This window comes from Dietzia sp. IBK-p2-16D, from assembly GCF_057773085.1.
Genome location: NZ_JBYMTL010000004.1, coordinates 43,713 through 64,543 on the forward strand (window position 1 = coordinate 43,713; position 20,831 = coordinate 64,543).

Annotated in this window: 16 protein-coding genes; 11 read left to right on the forward strand and 5 right to left on the reverse strand. The window is 71.0% G+C overall.

Translation table 11 applies throughout. The annotated features are described in order from the left end of the window. Positions 1-114 precede the first annotated feature (114 nt). Positions 115-1,236, reverse strand: a complete 1,122-nt coding sequence (locus AC3DE3_RS10050; protein ID WP_260486346.1) for a glycerate kinase — start codon at positions 1,234-1,236, stop codon at positions 115-117. Between the two features lie 110 nt (positions 1,237-1,346). Then, positions 1,347-2,066, reverse strand: a complete 720-nt coding sequence (locus AC3DE3_RS10055) for a hypothetical protein (RefSeq protein WP_488369858.1) — start codon at positions 2,064-2,066, stop codon at positions 1,347-1,349. A 224-nt stretch (positions 2,067-2,290) separates the two neighbouring features. Here AC3DE3_RS10055 and AC3DE3_RS10060 point away from each other — a divergent pair, with 224 nt between their 5' ends. Beyond that, entirely contained in the window at positions 2,291-3,835 is a 1,545-nt protein-coding gene (locus AC3DE3_RS10060; RefSeq protein ID WP_488369860.1) for a bifunctional aminoglycoside phosphotransferase/ATP-binding protein, read from the forward strand. On the opposite strand, the gene AC3DE3_RS10065 is transcribed toward AC3DE3_RS10060, so the two are convergent. Beyond that, entirely contained in the window at positions 3,832-5,025 is a 1,194-nt protein-coding gene (locus tag AC3DE3_RS10065; RefSeq protein ID WP_488369861.1) for a glycoside hydrolase family 183 protein, read from the reverse strand. The genes AC3DE3_RS10060 and AC3DE3_RS10065 overlap by 4 nt on opposite strands. A gap of 109 nt (positions 5,026-5,134) precedes the next feature. Between AC3DE3_RS10065 and AC3DE3_RS10070 the strand changes: the two genes are divergently transcribed. Then, positions 5,135-5,698, forward strand: a complete 564-nt coding sequence (locus AC3DE3_RS10070) for a thioredoxin domain-containing protein (protein ID WP_260486350.1) — start codon at positions 5,135-5,137, stop codon at positions 5,696-5,698. Positions 5,699-5,753: 55 nt separating this feature from the next. Here the strand turns inward: AC3DE3_RS10070 and AC3DE3_RS10075 are convergent, their stop codons facing one another. Further along, positions 5,754-7,040 carry a DUF4921 family protein gene (locus tag AC3DE3_RS10075; protein WP_260489241.1) on the reverse strand — a complete coding sequence of 429 codons (1,287 nt, stop codon included), beginning with the start codon at positions 7,038-7,040 and terminating at the stop codon, positions 5,754-5,756. Between the two features lie 279 nt (positions 7,041-7,319). On the opposite strand from AC3DE3_RS10075, the gene AC3DE3_RS10080 reads away from it, so the two are divergent. From AC3DE3_RS10080 to AC3DE3_RS10110, 7 genes are all read left to right on the forward strand, one after another. Next, positions 7,320-9,227 carry a hypothetical protein gene (locus AC3DE3_RS10080; RefSeq protein WP_488369862.1) on the forward strand — a complete coding sequence of 636 codons (1,908 nt, stop codon included), beginning with the start codon at positions 7,320-7,322 and terminating at the stop codon, positions 9,225-9,227. Positions 9,228-9,491: 264 nt separating this feature from the next. Next, positions 9,492-14,093 carry a glutamate synthase large subunit gene (gltB, locus tag AC3DE3_RS10085; protein WP_488369863.1) on the forward strand — a complete coding sequence of 1,534 codons (4,602 nt, stop codon included), beginning with the start codon at positions 9,492-9,494 and terminating at the stop codon, positions 14,091-14,093. Beyond that, entirely contained in the window at positions 14,086-15,558 is a 1,473-nt protein-coding gene (locus tag AC3DE3_RS10090) for a glutamate synthase subunit beta (protein WP_260486353.1), read from the forward strand. The genes gltB and AC3DE3_RS10090 overlap by 8 nt, the downstream gene beginning before the upstream one ends. 88 nt (positions 15,559-15,646) lie before the next feature. Next, positions 15,647-15,997, forward strand: coding sequence for a hypothetical protein (locus AC3DE3_RS10095; RefSeq protein ID WP_488369864.1), 351 nt, complete (start codon positions 15,647-15,649; stop codon positions 15,995-15,997). Positions 15,998-16,106: 109 nt separating this feature from the next. Then, a complete protein-coding gene (locus AC3DE3_RS10100; RefSeq protein WP_260489242.1) occupies positions 16,107-16,319 on the forward strand; it encodes an RNA-binding S4 domain-containing protein in 213 nt (70 codons plus the stop codon). Beyond that, a complete protein-coding gene (locus AC3DE3_RS10105; RefSeq protein WP_260486356.1) occupies positions 16,319-16,873 on the forward strand; it encodes a hypothetical protein in 555 nt (184 codons plus the stop codon). The genes AC3DE3_RS10100 and AC3DE3_RS10105 overlap by 1 nt, the downstream gene beginning before the upstream one ends. A 112-nt stretch (positions 16,874-16,985) precedes the next feature. Next, complete coding sequence (locus tag AC3DE3_RS10110; RefSeq protein ID WP_488369865.1) at positions 16,986-17,396, forward strand: hypothetical protein; 411 nt, start codon at positions 16,986-16,988, stop codon at positions 17,394-17,396. A gap of 91 nt (positions 17,397-17,487) precedes the next feature. Here AC3DE3_RS10110 and rraA read toward each other — a convergent pair whose 3' ends face one another. After that, the gene (gene rraA / locus AC3DE3_RS10115; protein ID WP_488369866.1) at positions 17,488-17,970 is read right to left on the reverse strand and encodes a ribonuclease E activity regulator RraA; all 483 of its coding nucleotides are present in this window, start codon (positions 17,968-17,970) and stop codon (positions 17,488-17,490) included. A gap of 134 nt (positions 17,971-18,104) precedes the next feature. On the opposite strand from rraA, the gene AC3DE3_RS10120 reads away from it, so the two are divergent. Both AC3DE3_RS10120 and AC3DE3_RS10125 read left to right on the forward strand, forming a co-directional pair. Continuing rightward, entirely contained in the window at positions 18,105-19,271 is a 1,167-nt protein-coding gene (locus AC3DE3_RS10120; RefSeq protein WP_488369867.1) for an amidohydrolase family protein, read from the forward strand. Next, entirely contained in the window at positions 19,268-20,785 is a 1,518-nt protein-coding gene (locus AC3DE3_RS10125; RefSeq protein WP_488369868.1) for a phospholipase D-like domain-containing protein, read from the forward strand. Before AC3DE3_RS10120 ends, AC3DE3_RS10125 begins: the two co-directional genes overlap by 4 nt. Positions 20,786-20,831 lie beyond the last annotated feature (46 nt).

Below are 20,831 nucleotides of genomic sequence, written 5' to 3' on the forward strand. Positions count from 1 at the left end.
TGGGGCAGCTCGATGAGACCACCCCAGCCGCGGACGGAGGAGTTCTCATGGGCGGCGTGGCGGAACTGCGCTCGCGGATCGGCTGACCGCTCGCGCGGGAGGGCCGGGGCCGCCTCAGGGCAGGATGCGCGTGACGACCTCGGCGGCCACGTCCTCGAGCAGCGGACCCGCGTTGGCGATGGAGCGGGCCAGGTCGGGTTCCCGCTCGGTGAGCGCCGCAGCGGCCGCGAACCCGGCCTCCGCGACCCGGTCGGCCTCGAGGTCCAGACGACCGCACACCGCGACGACGGGGACGCCGTGGGAGCGACACAGGGCCGCCACTCCCATCGGGGTCTTGCCGTGCATGGTCTGGTCGTCGAGCCGACCCTCCCCGGTGACCACCAGGTCGGCGGCGGACAGGACGTCCTCCAGACCGGTGAGGGTGCCGAGCACCTCGAACCCGGGATCGAGGGAGGCGCCGAGCAGCTCGCGGGCGATGAAGCCGACCCCGCCGGCCGCGCCGGAACCGGGCGCGTCCGGGTCGACGTCGAGCCCCTGGGCGCACAGGACCTCGACCAGGCGGGCCAGTCCGGCCTCGAGGTCCTCCAGCTGGTCCGGGGTGGCGCCCTTCTGCGGTCCGTAGACGCGGGCCGCACCGAGTGGGCCGAGCAGGGGGTTGTCCACGTCGCAGGCGACGCGGATGCGGGCGGCGCGGACGGCCGGGTCGAGGCCGTCCAGGTCGACCCGGTCCAGGTGCACCAGGGCGCCGCCGCCGTCGGGCAGTTCCGCACCGGAGGAGTCCAGGAAGCGCGCCCCCAGGGCGGAGAGCATCCCGGTGCCGCCGTCGGTCGAGGCGCTGCCGCCGATGCCCAGGTGGATGTTCCCGCGGCCGGATCGCAATGCCGCCAGCATGACCTCGCCGACGCCGCGGCTGGACGCCTCGAGGGGGCGGGCGTGTCCGCCGGGCAGACGTAGCAGGCCGCAGGCGTCCGCCATCTCGACGAACGCGGTGTCCGGATCGACGGCGGCGAACGAGGTCTCGACCGGCTCGCCGGTCGGCCCCGACGCCGTGACCGGCACGGTGCGGGCGCCGCCCGCGACCATCACCTCGAGGCTGCCGCCCCCGCCGTCGGCGACGGGCCGTTCGAGCACATCGGTGTCGGGGTGCGCCCGACGCGCGCCCTCGGCCGCGTGATGGCAGGCCTCGATAGCGGTGAGGGAGCCCTTGAAGGCCCCGCAGGCCACGACGATCGTCACACCTGCATCATCCCCCATGAGTGTCGGCGGACACACGACGGCCCGGGATCGTGAGGGGGAGAGTCACGATCCCGGGCCGGGAAGGCGCATCCGGTGCGCCGGGTGGCGTATCAGCCCAGCGAGCCGGTGCCCGTGGCCTCAGCGGCTGCGTCGGGGTCGACGTCCGCGGCCGGAGCCTCGTCCTCGGCGCCGGAGCTCAGGCCGGCGAGCGAGCCGCTGAGCGACCCGGTCTCGGTGGCGGTCTCGTCGGCGGGAGCCTCGTCGGTGGGGGCCTCGTCGGTGGTCTCGTCACCCGAGCCGAGCGAACCGCTGGCGGCGGGAGCCTCCTCGGTCACCGCGGCGGTCGCGACGCCGGCGGTGTCATCGGTGGCCTCGTCGCCGCTGCCCAGCGAGCCGAGGTCCAAGGAGCCGCTGTCGTCAGCGGTCTCGGTCTCGGTGGCGTCCTCACCCGCGGACCCGGTGGCCGCACCGGTCTGGGTTTCCTCCTCGGCCGAACCGGAGCCGGACTCGCCGTCGACCAGCGCGCTGCCGGTGTTCGGGGAGACGCCGAGGCTACCCAGCTCGACGGAGCCCGGGTTCGGGGTCTCCGCGTCGAGGTTGAGGTTGACGGCCAGGCTGCCCAGGTCGAGGTCCACGTCGGTCCCCAGGGCGCCCTGGAGGCTGCCGTCCTCGCCCGCGATCTCGGCGAGGCTGGCGGTGGGATCGGTGGGGGCCTCGGTCTGCGCGGCGGCGAGGCCCGGGAATGCGATGGCGGCACCGAGTCCGAACGCGCCGACGGCGGCGATCTTCGCGGTGGTGCGATTGGTGGTCTTCCGGTGAGTGTTCGTCATAGAGCACGTCTCCGATCTGCATTGACCCCGATGTCTCTCATCGCGGGCACCTCGGTCGGAAGCGAGGTGCGTCGGCGACACTACAAGCGGGTGCCGAGAGCGCAAGGGGTCCGAAACGTGAGTGCGCCTTGATGTAACACTCCGGTCACTCACGTTTCTCAGGCGGGCGGGACGGGTCCGCCCGAGCGTCCACGGGCGGCGTCGTGCCTGCCTAGGCTGGGTCCATGACCGCCCCCGGAGGTTCCGCTCCCGCGACGCCCGGTCCGCCGACCCTGGTCGAGACCCACAGCGCGCTCATCATCCTCTGGGGTGACGAGGCTCACAAAGTGCGCAAACCGGTGGATCTCGGGTTCCTGGACAACACCACGGTCGAGGCCCGGGCGGAGCAGAGTCGACGCGAGGTCGAGCTCAACAGTCGGCTGGCCCCGGACGTGTACACCGGCGTGCTGGAGGTGAGGGGACCCGACGGCGAGGTGATCGACCACGTGGTGCGGATGCGTCGGCTCCCGGCGCACCGGAGCCTCGCCGCGCTGGTGCGATCCCGGCAGGGCGGCCGGACCGGGGGCGGCGATCCGGACCTCGTGGCCGGGCTCCGCGAGGTCGCCCGGCAGGTGGACCACCTGCACGCGGCCAGCCCCCGCTCGGAGGAGATCGACGCGGCGGGGTCCCCCGGCGCCGTGGCGCGGTTGTGGGCGGAGTCCCTGGACCACCTGCGCCGCCTCGACGTCGGCGGGGACGCCCCTGAGATCGTCGACGACATCGAGGTGCTGTCGTCCGACTTCCTGCGCGGACGTGGCCCGTTGCTGCAGGCGCGCGTGGCGGCCGGCCGGATCGTGGACGGCCACGGGGACCTGCTGGCCGCCGACGTCTACCTCACCGACGACGGACCGCGGGTGATCGACTGCCTCGAGTTCGACGATCGGCTCCGGTTCGGCGACGCGATGCTGGACATCGGGTTCCTCGCCATTGACCTCGACGCCTCGGGGGCGCGGGACCTCGCCGTCGTCCTCCTCGAGGCCTACCGCGACTTCTCCGGCGACGACGCGCCGTCCTCGCTCGTCCACCACTACATGGCGTACCGGGCCCTGGTCCGGTCCAAGGTCACCTCCATCCGGGCCGGGCAGACCACCGACGGTGCCGCCGGCGCCGAGGCCCGGCGGGCACTGCTGTTGGCGGACCGGGCGGTCGACGCGCTCCTGCGCGGACGCGTGCGCCTGGTGCTGGTGGGCGGGGTGTCCGGGTCGGGGAAGTCGACGTTGGCGGCGCCGCTGGCCGAGGCGCTCTCGGCGGAGCTGCTGCGCTCCGACGTGGTCCGGCGTGAGGTCGCCGCTGCCGGAGCGACCGCACCCGGCCCCGCCGCGGCCGCCCCTGACAGGTATTCGGACGAGGCCGTCGAGGCGGTCTACGCGGAGATGCTCGCCCGCGCGGCCGGGATGCTCGCGCAGGGGCGCAGCGTGGTGCTGGACGCCACCTGGCTCGAGCCGCGGAGACGCGCGGAGGCCGAGACCGCAGCCGCGGACGCGCACGCCGAGCTGGTGGAGATCGCGTGCACCGCGCCCCGGGACGAGCTGGTGCGGCGGATCACCGGGCGGGCGAGCGCGGGCACCGACCCGTCCGAGGCGACGGTGGAGGTGCTGGACGCCCAGCTCGCGGCCGCGGCGCCGTGGCCCGACGCGATCGAGGTCGACACCACCGGGCTCGACGTGCGCGACCGCGCCGCGGTGCGTCGGTGGGCCGAGCGCGAGCTGGGGCCGCTGCCCTGGGCCTAGATGTCCCCGGCCGGGACATCGGTAGCGGTTGCGCGGGCTCGGACGCCCGGAGGGCGCGGGATCGAGCCGACGAACTGCATGGACCGGTACGGCCACCCGGCCCGACCGGCGGCCGAGTCGTGGGTGTTCCACTGGCTCACCACGAAGTGCCACTCCTCCGGTGTGGACCCCGGCACCGGGCAGCCGCAGTAGAGCTGGGCGACGCGGGCGGGCCCGGAATCCGGATCGGTGCCGTCGGACTCGTCGCCCCACGCGCTCCCGGGCAACAGCGTGGTGTGCGCGGTGACCGACCGGTCCGTCAGGTCGGCTTCGATGTGGGGGAACGTCAGGCAGTCGATGCGGTAGTGCTCGGCATTGAAGTAGGTCAGGGTCCAGAAGTCCTCACACCGGCGCAGGTACATCTCGCCGATCCGGCCGGGCAGCACGATGGTGGTGGGGTTGCCCCACCCCCAGGCGCCCTTGCGGAAGCCCCAGGTCTGCCAGCGGCCGAGGTCGGGGTCGGCGAGGTGTTCCTCGCGGACCCGCATGAGGATGACACCCTTGTCCCGCTGGAACCCGGTGGACAGGACGTAGACGAACCCGTCGCCGCCGAGTTCCCACGTCCACAGCTGACGATGACCGCCCTCCAGGCGGGGCGAGAACTCGGCCCCGGTGGGCTCCCAGGTCCGGCCGTCGTCGGTCGAGCGGTGGATCCGGGTGCGGGTGACGGTGCCCAGGCCCTCGTTGACCATGACGTGCAGGTACATCGTGTCGCCGACGGTCAGTACGTCACTCGGCAGCACCGTCGAGCAGCCGCGGCCGTGGACGTAGTCGATCAACTGGGCGGCGTAGTCCCGGGGGCCCGGCCCGGCGGCCTCCGACCACCTGAGTCCCCCGGACGGCTCGGTGGCATCGGAGTACAACCCGACGGGGGAGCGCCAGTCCGGGTTCCCGGGCCCGGGCCGCTCCTCGGTGGTGGGGGCGCACTGCGCGATGCCCGGGTGCGGCCTCCCCACATGGGGGGCGCCCATCCCGGCGCCCGCGAAGGTGTCGCCGAACACCGCGAGCAGGCGGCCGGACGGGGTGCGGGCGAGGATTCCCAGGTCCGTCCCCTCCATGCCGAACGCCGTGGTGATCCCCGGTCCGGTGAGGTCCCGCACCTTGCGGGTGCCCGGGGAGGGGGCCGCGCCGGGCGGAGGCGAATCCGTCATGTGACAGACGCTACCGCGCGACCGCCCGGGGCAACCAGAGTCGTTGTCAGATCACAGATGTGGCGAAGCAGACCCCACGCCGCGAACGGCGAGGCGTATGGTCATCCGCGTGACCCACCCCTTCGCACGGGCCGGGCGGGAGCTCGTCCCCGGCCACTGGTTCGGCCCCGCCGCCGTCCTGGCGCTCGGGTGTGCGACGGCGTGGGCGCTGATCGGGTTCGGTCACGGCGCACCGCTGGCCGCGGCGGTCCTGGTCGGGTCACTGTTGCTCGCCCTGTGGAACTCCCCGCTGCGCGCCTCCGGTCACGAGCCGCTCCAGGCCGTCCGGTCGGTCGCCGCCGCGGGCCGCGCCGTGGTGGTGCTCTGGCGGCCGGGATGCCCGTACTCGTCGGCACTGCGCCGCCGGGCCGCCCGGGAGGGACTCGAGGTCCACTGGGTCAATATCTGGCGGGACGAGGACGCGTACAGGCTGTGCTGCGGGATCAACGGTGGCTCGGAGGAGACGCCCACCGCGATGCTGCTCGACCCGGCACTGGCGTCCCCGGTGGTGATCCCGGCGTCGGTCCCGGGCATCCGCGAGGCCACCGCCGCGCCCCTACGGGCCATCCGCTCCGTGCGTGCCATCACGTCCGTCTCCGACCGGCCCCGCAGCCTCGGCGTCCGCGGCCGCTGACCAGCCCGTCCGCCGGTCGGGCCGGACGATCACCTCGTCGTCGTTCCCCTCGCCGTCACCGCCCGTACCGCAGTGACCCCCGCACGTCACCACACTCGGCGCCCACCGCCATCCCGGCGATCCGGCCCGCCGCCCGCAGCTCCACGAGGCGCGGTACCACCCTGTCGCGCAGGGTCCACGGGTCGACGGTGTTGACGAAGATCCCCGTCGCCCCCTCGAAGCCGGCCGGGGTGGAGATGCGCCACTTGAGCACGATCCGCCACGGCATGGCCACGTCGCCCACTCCGGGCGGACGGGTGTGCCACTCCTCGTTGCACGGGACCAGCCGACCCGTCGCCGCGTGGCACGCGTGCAGCAGATCCGAGACGCCACGCAGCTCGGCCGCCGAGTGCTCCCAGGGCGAGCTCGCCGCCGACCGGGAGTAGACCACCAGGGCCGGGTACCGGTGCCCGACGCCCACCACCGCGACGGCGTGCTCATTGGCCGCCACCACCAGCTGCTCGGCCGCCGCGTGGTCCACGCCGAGCCTGTTGTACATGTCGGGGTCGCCCTCCAGGGCCGCGGCTTCGCGGGCGGTCTTGGCGGGGATCTCGTCAATCGCCACCAGTTGCTTGTGCAGGTGGTCGAACGAGGCTCCGGCCGGCGCGAGCCAGTTCTGGAAGACCGACACGTACCGCGCGTGGGGATTGTCGCGGTACAGGGACCGCATGGCGCGGATGGTGAAGGCGGTGAACTGCTCGTGCTCGGCGGGGGTGAGGTCGCCGGAGGAGGCGTGGCGGTCGCTGGTGGTCGCGCCGTCGGTGAGATGCCGACGCGCGACCACCACGTCGTGGCAGCCACCGAAGAAGCTCTCCGAATGGGCGGCGAGAGCGGCCGGGTCCATGGCGTCGACGGCGGCCGGGTCGCCCTGTGCGGCGGCGATGCGGGCGCGGACCAGCGCGCGGACGTGGGCGACGCCGGCCGGGGTGGAGAGATAGGCGGCCTGGTGGGCGGCCGCGCGGCCGGGGAGTCGGTAGCCGTGCACGGCTCTCCAGTAGTCCAGCGAGACGATCTCGAAGAGGTTGCCGAACAGGCGGAACTCCGGGGTCGTGGCGTCGAGGTCGGCGGCCGGCACCTCCTCGAGCACCCGCCAGGTGTCGCCGTCGCGGACCACGCGTGCCTTCTCCGGGGTGGTCTCGAGCATGCGGGTCACGCAGAACGGGCACCGGGCCTCGGGGACGACCGGGTCCACAGCGGTGACCCGGCCGGGGGAGTGCTCGATCGGCCGGTGGGCGCGTCCGGGGACGGTCCACACCTCGGTGCCGGTGAAGGGATTGGTCTGTTTGACCGTGCCGTCCGCCATGCGGCGGAGCGGCGGGACGGGGGCGCGGGTCACGCCGGAAAGCCTAGGGGGTCGGGAGGCCGCACGATGACGACGACGAGGTGTCGCGACACCCGGCCGGGCCGGATTTACGGGCCTGGCCGGGAGGAACTGATGTGGATGGCTAAGTAGCGGTGGAACTGTGATCTAGGTAACAGTATTCTGATAGCGGCGAACAGCCCGCAGAGGCCGTGGGTCGTCGCACCGCAGGACTCAGGAGCTGGTCCCGAACGGGGGCCACGATCAGAATCGAGACCGGCCATGGCACATCACCATCCACTCATCCGACGAATGGCCGCGGTTGGTGGCATCGCCGCCCTGACCGTGTCCGGAGCCGCCGGTATATCCCACGCCCAGACGGGATCGGCGGGGCTCGCGGCAGAACTGGCGTTGAATCTCGATCTCGCCCTCGGTTCGGACGGCGGCGGGTCCCTCGGGGGAGTCCCGGAACTGATGGGGTCGCTTGAGGACGTCGGCTCCGACGGGGAGGGGTCCCTCGGGTCCGACTCGCTGGGCCCAGACGGCTCCCTCGAGGAGTTTCTCCCCTCGGGATCGCTCGACGACCTGGCCGGATCGCTGACCTCCGGCAGCGAGGACGGTGGGTCGCTCGAACCGGGCTCGTTGGACCCGGACTCGCTCGGCGCGGACGGTTCGCTGGACCCGGGCTCGTCGGACCCGGGCTCGTTGGACCCGGGCTCGTTGGATCCTGACGGCTCGTTGGAGCCGGGCTCGGTCGAGGCCGGCTCGCTTGTCGCGTTGATGGCCCTGCTCTCGGTCGCGTCATCGGGCGAGGGATCGGGCGAGGGGTCACTCGAGCCGGGGTCGCTCTATCAACTGTCGGCGGGCTCCGATGCCGGGTCAGACGACCTGGGGTCCGACGAGGGCTCCCTCGACGGTTCGCTGCAGGGCTCCCTCGACCTGGGATCCCTCGAGCCGGGATCCGATGAGGGTTCCGGCGAGGGATCCGCACCACTGGGCTCGCTGGAACTCGCGGTGGGCAGTGCGGTCGGCTCGGTCGAGGGGTCCCTGGAGCCGGGGTCGCTCGATCAACTGTCGGCGGGCTCCGACGTCGGGTCCGACGACCTGGGGTCTGAGGAGGGCTCCCTGGCCCTGGGGTCCGCGCCGTTGTTGGGTTCCCTCGGGTTGATGGCGCTCGCGGGGGGCAGCGCAGCCGGTTCGGACGATGGTTCGTTGGAGGGTTCGTTGGATGCGGGCTCGCTGGAGGGTTCACTCGCGCCGTTGTCGGCGGGGTCTGCTGCGGGTTCGGATGGTCTGGGGTCCGACGAGGGCTCCCTCGACGGTTCGCTGCAGGGCTCCCTCGACCTGGGATCCCTCGAGCCGGGATCCGATGAGGGTTCCGGCGAGGGATCCGCACCACTGGGCTCGCTGGAACTCGCGGTGGGCAGTGCGGTCGGCTCGGTCGAGGGGTCCCTGGAGCCGGGGTCGCTCGATCAACTGTCGGCGGGCTCCGACGTCGGGTCCGACGACCTGGGGTCTGAGGAGGGCTCCCTGGCCCTGGGGTCCGCGCCGTTGTTGGGTTCCCTCGGGTTGATGGCGCTCGCGGTGGGCAGCGCAGCCGGTTCGGACGATGGTTCGTTGGAGGGTTCGTTGGATGCGGGCTCGCTGGAGGGTTCACTCGCGCCGTTGTCGGCGGGGTCTGCTGCGGGTTCGGATGGTCTGGGGTCCGACGAGGGCTCCCTCGAGGGGTCGCTTCCCATGGGATCTCTCGAACCGGGTTCGGCTGCCGGGTCCCTCGCTCCGCTCGGTTCACTCACGGCATCGCTGGCCCCACTCGGATCTGCGGGATCGGCTGCAGGATCGTTGCCCCTCCTACTGCCCGTCGCGCTCATCGGGGGTTCGGTCGCTGCAGGGCCCATGATCCTGCAGGTGGCTGCGGACATGGGGATAGCACTTCCGCCGCTGCCGGGGCTGCCGGCTCCGGTCGCCGCCGCGCCCGCGGTCGCCGCCGCGCCCGCGGTCGCCGTCGCCCCGCCTGTCGCGCCCGGCCCCTCGGCTCCCAACGGACGCGGAGCCGAGCCGGGCATGGTCGGTGGCGCAGGGGCCGGCGGAGGTGTCAACGCGGTCGTCGTGACGGCCGGTTCGCTGGGCGACTACGAGCTGGTGTTGCCGAACGGTGTCACCCTGCCGCCACTGCCGATGATTCGGTGAATCACGGCAGCGGAAGGCCCGCCCGGGGAGTGTCCTCCCGGGGCGGGCCTTCCGCCATCTCGCGCGCAGGTGAAGCGGGGTCCCTGAGAGAAATCTCACAAGGTGGAACCAGCTTCCCATGTCAGGCGCAACAGTTTGACTTTCCCAATTTGTGTGCTGTGCCCCTCTTGCCCATATTATTTCCCAGCCAGAGCACTTCGGTCCTCTGAGTACGGGTGCTCCAGACACCACGGAGTCCGCCCGTCGACAAGCGAAGGCGAACACATGATGACGACTCCCGGCCCCAAGAGCCTGTACCGCCCTGAATACGAACACGACTCGTGTGGTGTCGCGTTCGTCGTGGACATGTACGGACGTCAGTCCCGGGACATCGTCGAGAAGGCGATCGCCGCCCTGGTCAACCTCGAGCACCGTGGCGCCGTGGGCGCCGAGGCCAACACGGGCGACGGCACGGGCTTGTTGATCCAGGTACCGGATTTGTTCCTCCGCGAGGTAATGCGTGAGGAGCAGAACGTAGAGCTGCCTGAGGCCGGTGCATATGCCACCGGCCTTTGTTTTCTCCCCCAGTCCCGCATGCTCGCGATGGACGCTATGCGGATGGTCGAGCGGATCGCCGCAGAGCAGGGCGTGACCGTCGTCGGGTGGCGTGAGGTCCCGGTCGACGATTCCACGGTCGGCGCGATCTCCCGCGACGCGCAGCCCAGTATCCGTCAGATCTTCGTCAAGGCCGCCGGCCCCGGCGGGACGCTGCTCACGGGGTTGGAACTGGAGCGCAAGTGCTTCGTCGTGCGCAAGCGCTGCGAGCACGAGCTGGGCTCCAAGGGGCCGGGCAAGGGGGACCTCGGTTCCGAGACCGTGTACTTCCCGTCCCTGAGCCCGCGCACCTTCGTCTACAAGGGCATGCTCACCGAGAAGCAGCTCCCGGAGTTCTACCTGGACCTCCAGGACGAGCGCGTGGAATCCGCCCTGGGCATCGTCCACTCGCGCTTCTCCACCAACACGTTCCCCGCGTGGCCGCTGGCGCACCCGTTCCGCTACGTCGCCCACAACGGTGAGATCAACACCGCCCGGGGCAACGAGAACTGGATGCGGGCCCGCGAGTCACTGATGACCAGCGAGCACATCGAGGACCTGTCGGCGGCCCTGCCCATCTGTACCCCGGGCGGCTCCGACACCGCGCGCTTCGACGAGGCGCTCGAGTTGCTGACCCTGGCCGGACGCACCCTGCCGCATGCCGTGCTCATGATGGTCCCGGAGGCGTGGGAACGCCACGAGACGATGGACCCCGCCAAGCGGGCGTTCTACGAGTACCACTCCTCCCTCATGGAGGCGTGGGACGGACCGGCTTCCATCACGTTCACCGACGGCACCGTGATCGGCGCAGTGCTCGACCGCAACGGTCTGCGGCCCTCCCGGATCTGGGTCACCGACGACGGGCTCGTCGTCATGGCCTCCGAGGTCGGCGTCCTCGACATCCCCCAGGACAAGGTGGTCACCAAGACCCGCCTCCGCCCAGGGCGGATGTTCCTGGTCGACACCGCCCAGGGGCGGATCATCGACGACGAGGAGATCAAGACCGGGTTGGCCGCCGAGCACCCGTACCAGCAGTGGCTCGACGAGGGAATGGTCCGACTCGAGGATCTGCCCCAGGTCGAGCATCCGTACATGCCCCACGAGCGCGTCGTCCTGCGTCAGCGGGTCTTCGGGTTCACGGAGGAGGAGCTCCGGATCCTCGTCGCCCCGATGGCAGCGGCCGGCGCCGAGGCGATCGGGTCGATGGGCACCGACACTCCGCTCCCCGTGCTGTCCGAGCGCGCGCGGATGCTGTTCGACTACTTCGCCCAGCGTTTCGCCCAGGTCACCAACCCGCCGCTCGACGCCATCCGCGAGGAGCTCGTCACCAGCTACGGCGTGACACTCGGCCCCGAGGGCGATCTCATCAACCCGGGCCCGGAGTCGTGCCGTCAGATCCGGCTCGACAACCCGATCCTCGGGAACGACGAGCTGTCGACCCTGATGGCGGCCGGCGAGACGCGCCCGGGCCTGCGTTCCGTGGTCGTGCGCGGCCTGTACAACGTCGCCCACGGCGGGCGTGGTCTCAGGATCGCCCTGGAGAGGATCCGCCGGGAGGTCTCCCACGCCATCGAGGACGGCGCCACGATCATCGTCCTGTCGGATCGGGAGTCGGATGAGCGCAACGCACCCATCCCGTCGCTGCTGCTCACCTCGGCCGTGCACCATCACCTCGTCCGGGAGAAGACCCGCACCCGGGTGAGCCTCGTCGTGGAGTCCGGTGACGCCCGCGAGGTCCACCACATGGCGGTCCTGTTCGGCTACGGTGCCGAGGCGATCAACCCCTACATGGCGTTCGAGTCCATCGACGAGCTCGTCAAGGCCGGGCACATCACCGACGTGGACACTCCCGCGGCCTGCGCCAACTACCGCAAGGCCGCTGCCAAGGGCGTGCTCAAGGTGATGTCCAAGATGGGCATCTCGACGCTCGCGTCCTACACCGGCGCGCAGCTCTTCGACATCACGGGACTCTCGCAGGAGATGTGCGACGAGTACTTCACGGGCTCGGTGAGCCCCATCGACGGCATCGGCCTGGACGAGATCGCCGAGGACGTGGCGCGCCGCCACCGCTTCGCGTTCCTGCCGCGGCCGGAGGAGGCCGCGCACCGTGAACTCGAGATCGGCGGCGAGTACCAGTGGCGCCGCGAGGGCGAGTATCACCTGTTCAACCCGGATACGGTGTTCAAGCTCCAGCACTCCACGCGCTCCGGTCGCTACGAGATCTTCAAGGAGTACACCAAGCTCGTCGACGACCAGTCGGAGCGCCTGGCGACCCTCCGCGGCCTGTTCGATCTGAAGGGGACCCGTCCCCCGGTGCCGATCGAGGAGGTCGAGCCGGTCTCGGAGATCGTCAAGCGTTTCTCCACGGGCGCGATGAGCTACGGCTCCATCTCGGCAGAGGCCCACGAGACGCTGGCGATCGCCATGAACCGTCTCCACGCCCGGTCCAACTCGGGCGAGGGCGGGGAGTCGATCGACCGCTTCAGCCCCGACCCCAACGGGGACTGGCGCCGCTCGGCGATCAAGCAGGTGGCCTCCGGCCGGTTCGGTGTGACCAGCAACTACCTGGCCAACTGCACCGACATCCAGATCAAGATGGCCCAGGGCGCCAAGCCGGGCGAGGGCGGTCAGCTCCCGCCGGGCAAGGTCTACCCGTGGGTCGCCGAGGTCCGCGGATCGACCCCGGGCGTCGGGCTGATCTCGCCGCCGCCGCACCACGACATCTACTCGATCGAGGACCTGGCACAGCTCATCTATGACCTGAAGAACGCCAATCCCGAGGCCCGGATCCACGTCAAGCTCGTGGCCGAGCAGGGCGTGGGCACCGTCGCGACCGGCGTGTCCAAGACCCACGCCGACGTCGTGCTCATCTCCGGGCACGACGGCGGTACCGGCGCCTCGCCGCTGACCTCGTTGAAGCACGCGGGCGGACCCTGGGAACTGGGGCTCGCCGAGACCCAGCAGACCCTGCTGGTCAACGGGTTGCGCGACCGGATCGTCGTGCAGGTCGACGGGCAGCTCAAGACGGGGCGCGACGTCATCGTCGCCGCACTGCTCGGCGGCGAGGAGTTCGGCTTCGCGACGGCTCCGCTCGTCGTGGCCGGCTGCGTGATGATGCGCGTGTGCCACCTCGACACCTGCCCCGTCGGCGTGGCCACCCAGAACCCGGTCCTGCGCGAGCGGTTCAACGGCAAGGCCGAGTACGTGGTGAACTTCATGGAGTTCATCGCCGAGGAGGTGCGCGAGTACCTCGCCGAGCTCGGGTTCCGCACCCTCGACGAGGCGATCGGCCACTCCGAGTGCCTCGACAAGTCGCGGGCGTTCGCCCACAACAAGCGCGTCGCCAAGCTCGACCTGGAACCGATCTTCGCCCAGGCGGAGTCCCCGTTCATGCACCAGGACCTGCGGAACACCAAGTCGCAGGACCACAAGCTCGAGGGTGTCGTGGACCGCAGGCTCATCGATGACTGCCGCAGTGTGATCGACGACGCCTCGTCGGGGTCGTACACGGGCAGTTACCCGATCAGCAACGTCAACCGCTCGGTGGGCACCATGCTCAGCCACGAGATCTCCAAGGCCCATGGTGGTGCCGGCCTCCCGGACGGGTCGATCGACCTGAGCTTCACCGGATCCGCCGGCAACTCTCTCGGGGCGTTCCTCGCCTCGGGTGTGACGGTGCGCGTGTTCGGTGACGCCAACGACTACGTGGGCAAGGGCCTGTCGGGGGGCCGCATCGTGGTTCGACCCGCAGAGGACGCCGCGCCCGACTTCGTGGCCGAGAACAACATCATCGCCGGCAACGTGATCTGCTACGGAGCCACCGCCGGCGAGGTCTTCCTCCGCGGCATCGTGGGTGAGCGCTTCTGCGTGCGCAACTCGGGCGTCACCGCGGTCGTGGAGGGCGTGGGCGACCACGCCTGCGAGTACATGACGGGCGGACGCGTCGTCGTACTGGGGGAGACGGGCCGGAACGTCGCGGCAGGTATGTCCGGAGGCGTCGCGTACTTCTACGACCCGCAGGGCGTCCTGCCGGAGAACCTCAACGTCGAACTCGTCGACACCGATGAGCTGACGAGCGAGGACGTGGAGTTCCTCCACGGCATCGTGGAGCGCCACGTGGAGGAGACCGATTCGGCCCGGGGCCGGGAGATCCTCGGCGGCTGGGCCCAGAACGTGAACCATTTCGCCAAGGTCATGCCGCGCGACTACAAGCGTGTGCTGCTGGCCATCGAGCAGGCGGAGAAGGACGGACGCAACGTGGACGAGGCGATCATGGAGGCCGCAAATGGCTGACCCGAAGGGCTTTCTCAAGCACACCGAGCGGGAGCTGCCCGAGCGCCGCCCCGTCGATCTGCGAATCATGGACTGGAAGGAAGTCTACGAGTCGACGACCCTCCCGGAAGACGACCTGAAGACCCAGGCCAGCCGCTGCATGAGCTGCGGTATCCCGTTCTGTCACCAGGGGTGTCCGCTGGGCAACATCATCCCGGAGTGGAACGACCTCGTGCACCGCGGGAAGTGGGACGCCGCGGTCGACCGGTTGCACGCGACCAACAACTTCCCGGAGTTCACCGGCCGTCTCTGCCCCGCACCCTGTGAGGGCTCGTGCGTCCTGGGCATCAACCAGCCGCCGGTGACGATCAAGCAGATCGAGGTCGAGATCGCCGAGGCGGCGTGGGCCGACGGCGGCATGGAGCCGGTCATCCCGTCATTCCGCACGGGCCAGACCGTCGCGGTCGTGGGTTCGGGACCGGCGGGCCTGGCGGCCGCTCAGCAGCTCACGCGCGCCGGTCACTCGGTCACGGTGTTCGAGCGGGACGACCGCATCGGTGGGCTCATGCGATACGGGATCCCCGAGTTCAAGATGGAGAAGGCGATCCTCGACCGCCGCCTGGCACAGATGGAGGCGGAGGGAACGGTCTTCCGTCCCGGTGTCAACGTCGGCAAGGACATCACGGCGTCGCAGCTGCGCGAGCAGTTCGACGCGGTGGTGCTGAGCGGTGGCGCCACCATGAGGCGGGATCTGCCCGTGCCGGGCCGGGAGCTGGACGGCATCCATCAGGCCATGGACTACCTGCCCCTGGCCAACAAGGCAGCGGTCGGCGACCCGGTGGTGGATGCCGACGGGCTGCCCGCGATCCACGCGCGTGACAAGCACGTCATCATCATCGGTGGCGGCGACACCGGAGCGGACTGCCTCGGTACGGCGACCCGTCAGGGCGCCAAGTCGGTCAAGAGCTTCGAGATCATGCCCCGCCCGCCGGCCACCCGCGCGGCCTCGACGCCGTGGCCGGTGTACCCGCTGATGTTCCGCACGGCCTCGGCGCACGAGGAGAACGGTGAGCGCGTCTACGGCGTGTCCACCGCGGAGTTCGTCGGTGAGAACGGGCATGTGACCGCACTCAAGGGTTCCGAGGTGAGGATGGTGGACGGGCGCTTCGAGCCCGTTCCCGGTACGGACTTCGAGTACCCGGCGGACCTGGTCCTGCTGGCGATGGGGTTCACCGGTGCGCAGAAGGCCGGGCTGTGTTCGGACCTCGGGGTGGACTTCACCGACCGCGGCAACGTCGATCGAGACGGCACCTACGCCACCAACGTCGACGGCGTGTTCGTCGCCGGTGACATGGGCCGCGGTCAGTCGCTGATCGTGTGGGCGATCGCGGAGGGCCGTGCCGCTGCCGCATCGGTGGACCGCTTCCTGATGGGCGAGACGGCGCTGCCCGCGCCGGTTCGCCCGACGGACGTCGCGCAGCGCTGAGATCCGACGTGGCGCCTGACCTTAATGGAACATAAGATCAGGGTTACTCTGACACCAGGCCGTCCGGCCTCCGTCACGGAAGGCATCCATGGTCCGCCGCCGCCCCGCCAGCATGGTCGTCGCGCTCTGCGCAACGTTCGTCCTGGTCGGGGCGCCGGGCGCGTCGGCGCAGTTCCCGGATCCCGGTGTCCGCGCGGAGATGACGGATCTGCCCGTACTCAGCGAGTTGCCACCGCTGCCGTCGAAGGGCGAGTCCCCGCACGTGGACGAGCAGGAGGACACCGGCTCCTCGGGCATGTCGGGAGTGCAGATCACCGCCCTGGCCCTCGCCGCCGCCGTACTCGTGGCCGGCGGGACCGGCCTGGCTCTGGTGACGCGGCGCGGGCGCGGGGCACTTCCGGACGAGCCGCCGCGGAGGACGGGTCCGTCCGCCCGATGAGGCGCCCGATAGGCTCGAACCCATGAGCCGCCACATCGCAGGACGAGGACGGGCCGGGCGGGCGACGCCCCCGTCGGCCCGTCCGCCGGTCGACGAGGTCGAATGCGACCTGGGGACCAAACTGACACTGGGCCAGTTCCTCAAGTTGGCGTCGCTGATCGATTCGGGCGCCGAGGCCAAGGACGCGGTCGCCTCCGGTGCCGTGAGCGTCAACGGCGAGGTCGACGCGCGGCGGGGACGTGGGCTGGTCGACGGTGACGTGGTGGAGTTCGGGGGCCGTTCGGCCCGCGTGGTCGCGGGTGATCGACGGGGAGAGGCCTGATGGCTGACGAGACGCAGGGCAGGGTCCAGGCTCCGGTGGTGCTGCACGACGATGACCCCGGCGCCAGACGGTACGCCGCCTGGCTCGCCGAGGAGTTCGACACCGGCTCCACCCATCACGACGACGCCGACCCGGCCGAACTCGTCGTCGCCGGGACGGTCGTTCTCATCACCGGTATGCGGTCCGGCGGTGGGCTGGGCGGTTCGGCGTTCATCCGGGACAACTGGGAGGCGCTCGTCGAGGCCGGACGTCGGGTCGCGGTGGTCATGGTGGGCCCGACCCCGGTCACCGATGACGCCAGGATCGAGCTCATGTCGAGCGAGTTCTCCGGGGACCAACTCCGCGACCTCAAGCTCTTCCAGCTGCGCGGCGTGATAACCCCGGACCAGCTGGGATTCCGTCAGCGGCTGGGCATCAAGACCGCTCTCGCGGCGCTGCGGCGCAAGCCCGAGCGCACGCCGGAGGAGGACGCCATGCTCGAGCTGGGTGGGCTGGACCTCACCGACCGGGCCTCGCTGGGGCCCCTGCTGCGCTGGATCCGCCGCGAGGCCTGACCGTTCGGACGGGCAGAAAACCCCGTGTCACGTGCCGCCGGGGTGTGACCACCGATACGATCACCTGCGGACGACCTCGCCGCGGGGCGGGTCGATGACCCGGAGGATCTCCATGCGCACGACCACCCTCGCCGCGGCCGCCTCGGCGCTCGCCGCCGCCGCCTTGCTGTCCGGAGCCGGAACGGCGGCGGCAGAGCAGATCGACCGGGTGGACCCCGTGGATCCCGACGCCGTGGCCGGATGCGTGAACATCCCCGTGTTCGGGGGCGCGACCCGGTGCATGAACCTCGATCAAGCCGTGTTCGCCGCCACCGGCGGCAGCATCGGCTACGGGTCGCTCGGCACCGCCTCGCTGATGGACCTGCTCGGCCAGCTGATCAACACCGGATCGGTGGTCCTGTCCGTCGATCTGCCCAACTCGACGGGCTCGTATGCGCCCGGTTCGCTGGGCAGCTACGGGCCCGAGGCATCGATCGGTGACGTGCTCACGATCCCGGTCGCCAGCCTCGGGGGAGCCTCCTGACCACGTCCGGGGTCATCTGGCCCAGCCCGCACCGAGCCGTTCCGCGCCGCCCTCGCGCCCACGTCGGAGGCGCGACGGCGTCGGCGAGGAGTCAGCGCAGCACGATCCCGTCGGAATCGGCGTAGAGGGTGTCGCCGGGGACGAACTCGACCCCGCCGAAGCTCACGGTGACGTCGCGCTCGCCCGCACCGGTCTTGGAGGACTTACGGGGGTTGGTCCCCAGGGCCTTACAGCCGAAGTCCATGCCGCCCACGACCGCCGAGTCGCGGATGGCGCCGTTGACCACGACGCCCGCCCACCCGTTGGAACGACCGAGCTCGGCGATCAGGTCGCCCACCAGGGCGGTGTGGAGGCTGCCGCCGCCGTCGATCACCAGGACACGGCCCTCGCCGGGCTCGCCGAGCACGCTCTTGAGCAGCGCGTTGTCCTGGAAGCACCGGACGGTGGAGACGGGACCGAAGAACTCGGTCCTTCCGCCGAGGTCGCGGAACTGGGTGTCGCAGCTTCGAACGTCCTCGCCGATCTCGTCGACGAGGTCCGCGGTGGGGACGAATCCGGCGGGGGTGTCGGTCATGCGGGGCCTCCTGTGACGTGGACTGTTCATGGCAACGCTATCCGGGCGCGCTCCCGCGGGGGAGCCCGCCCGTGGGGGACAATAACCGGTGAAGGGTGCGCCGCCATCGTCCGAGAACCCGGAAGGAGCCCTCCGTGGCCCAGTACGAACTCCTGATCCACGCCCGACGCGCGGTTGTCGACGGTCGGATCCAGCAGGCGGCGGTCACGGTGGACGGTGGTGTGATCTCGTCGGTGCGGACGGGGTCCGACGCGCGGGACATCGGCCTGGCGGGGGATCACACGATCGCGCTCGGTGACGATGTGGTCCTCATGCCCGGGCTCGTCGACCCCCACGTCAGTACCGAGGACGTCGCGGTGGGGACGCGCTCGGCGGCCCAGGGCGGGATCACCACGGTGGTGGACTACGGCACCGACGGGGACCCGGTCGCCGTCCAGCCGGAGGACGTGGACCGGTGGCGGGAGAAGGTCACGGGCGAGTCCACGGTCGACGTGGGGCTCTGGGGCGCGGCGGTGCCGGGGAATCTCGGCAGGCTCGGGGCCCTCCTGGACCGTGGCGTGTTCGGGGTGTCCGCCGTGGCCACCGGAAAGGGCGTCGACGGCGCACCGACACTGGACTCGGCGCAACTCGTGGCCGCCGCCGAGGAGGTCGCCGCGGCCGGCGGCCTGTTCGCCGTGGACGCCGGGGTGGACGACCTGCCCGATCTTCTGGAGGTCTGCCGACGTACGGGCGGTCGGCTGCACGTGCGGGCGGTGTCCGACCACGAGGAACTGCCACTGCTGCGCGAGGCCCGGGCGGACGGGGTGGCGGTGACCGCCTCGACCAGCCCGCACATGCTGGCCCTGGTCTCCGAGGTCACCCACGGTGGCCCCGCGGTCGCGCGACTCGACCCGCCGATCCGGGACGCCGCCAACCGCGAACTGTTGTGGGATGCGCTGCGTGACGGCACGATCGACGCCGTGGCCTCGGCCCGGTTGGGACTGTCGGTGGTGTGGACCGAGGCCCGCCGCCGCGGGTTCGATCTCTCCGACGTGGCGAACTGGATGGCCGTGCGCACGGCCGGGGTCGTGGGCCTGCGCGACCGCGGTGAGATCCGGGTCGGTCTGCGCGCGGACTTCGCCGCGGTCGGTGACGACGAGGCCTTCGTCGTCCTGCCGGGGACCCGCGAGTTGGGTTCGGCGGACTCGGTGTACGCCCAACGCGCCCTGGCGGGCGTGGTGCGGTGGACGATGCGGGGCGGAACGGTGATCGACCCCCGAGCGCTCGCCCTCGGGACGGTCCTGACCCGCCCGACCGCGTGAACCCCACGACGATCGGTCTCGACCTGCCGTTCCCGGAGGGCGTCACCTCGGCGCTGCTCATCACCGAGTACGTCATCAAGATCCTCGCGCTGGGGATGGTGCCGGAGAACCGGCAACCCTCGTCGTCGCAGGCGTGGCTGTTGGCGATCCTCTTCATCCCGGTGGTGGGGGTACCGCTGTTCCTGCTGCTGGGCAACCCCTACATCACCGGTAGGCGCCACATCATCCAGGCCGAGGCGAACCTGTTGTACGCGAACGCGCTCGAGCAGCGGCCCACGGTGCCCGACGGTGTGCAGGTGGGCCCCGGGGTGCGGACGATCCTGGAGATGAACCGCACCCTCACGGCGATCCCCGCCATGTCCGGCGACTTCGTCGCACTGCACTCGGACTACAGACGATCGCTGGCGGCGATGACACAGGCGGTGCGGACCGCTCGGGACCACGTGCACATCGAGTTCTACGCGCAGTCGTGGGACTCCGAGACCGATGAGTTCTTCATCGCCGCGGTGGAGGCCGCCGAGCGGGGGGTCGCGGTCCGGGTGCTGGTCGACCACCTCGGTTCCCTGCGCTACCGGGGATTCAAGAAGCTGCGCAAGCGGCTGCGGCGTACCCCGGTCGAGTTCCACCTGATGCTGCCGGTCAACCCGTTCCGGGGCCGTTTCCGCCGCCCTGACCTGCGTAACCACCGGAAGATGCTCATCGTGGACGGGCTCCACGGCTTCATCGGGTCGCAGAACCTCATCGAGCGCCACTACGGCAGTTCCCGCAACGCCCGGCTCGGCCGTGAGTGGGTGGACCTCATGATGGAGGTCCGCGGGGAGATCGTCCAGGCGATGGACAGCGTGTTCGCGGTGGACTGGTACTCCGAGTCCGGCGAGGTGATCGGCACGTTGGAGGACGTCGCGCAGGGGGCGCCGCTGGCCCCCGGGCGCAAGGGTGGGGACCCGACGGCGGGGGACCCGGTCAGCGCGTTCCAGTTGGTCCCGTCCGGCCCGGGGTACCGGACTCAACCCGGACTGCGGATGTTCACCCAGCTCATCGGACAGGCACGCGAGCGGGTCCGGATCGTCAGCCCGTACTTCGTCCCGGACGACGCCCTCCTGCACGCCATCACGTCGGCGTCGTTCCGCGGGGTGGGGGTGGAGCTGTTCGTCCCCGAGAACGCCGACCAGTTCCTCGTCCATCACGCCCAGCGGTCGTACTACCGCGCGTTGCTCGAGGCTGGTGTGGTGATCCACCGCTTCCGCTCCCCGGCGGTACTGCACACCAAGACGGTGTTGATCGACGACTACGCCGGGGTCGTGGGATCGAGCAACATGGATCAGCGCTCGTTCAACCTCAACTTCGAGATCAGTCTGCTGGTCCTGGGTGGCGAGGCGGTGGCGGAGCTCAACGACGTCGTGGACGCCTACCTCCAGGACTGCACGACCCTGGGGCTCGAGGCGTGGATGAGCCGGCCGTGGCCGGGGCGGTACGTCGACAACGTCGCGCGCCTCACCTCGGCTCTGCAGTAGGGCGGACTCTGCAGTAGATCGCACGCTACGGTCGGGCGATACCGCA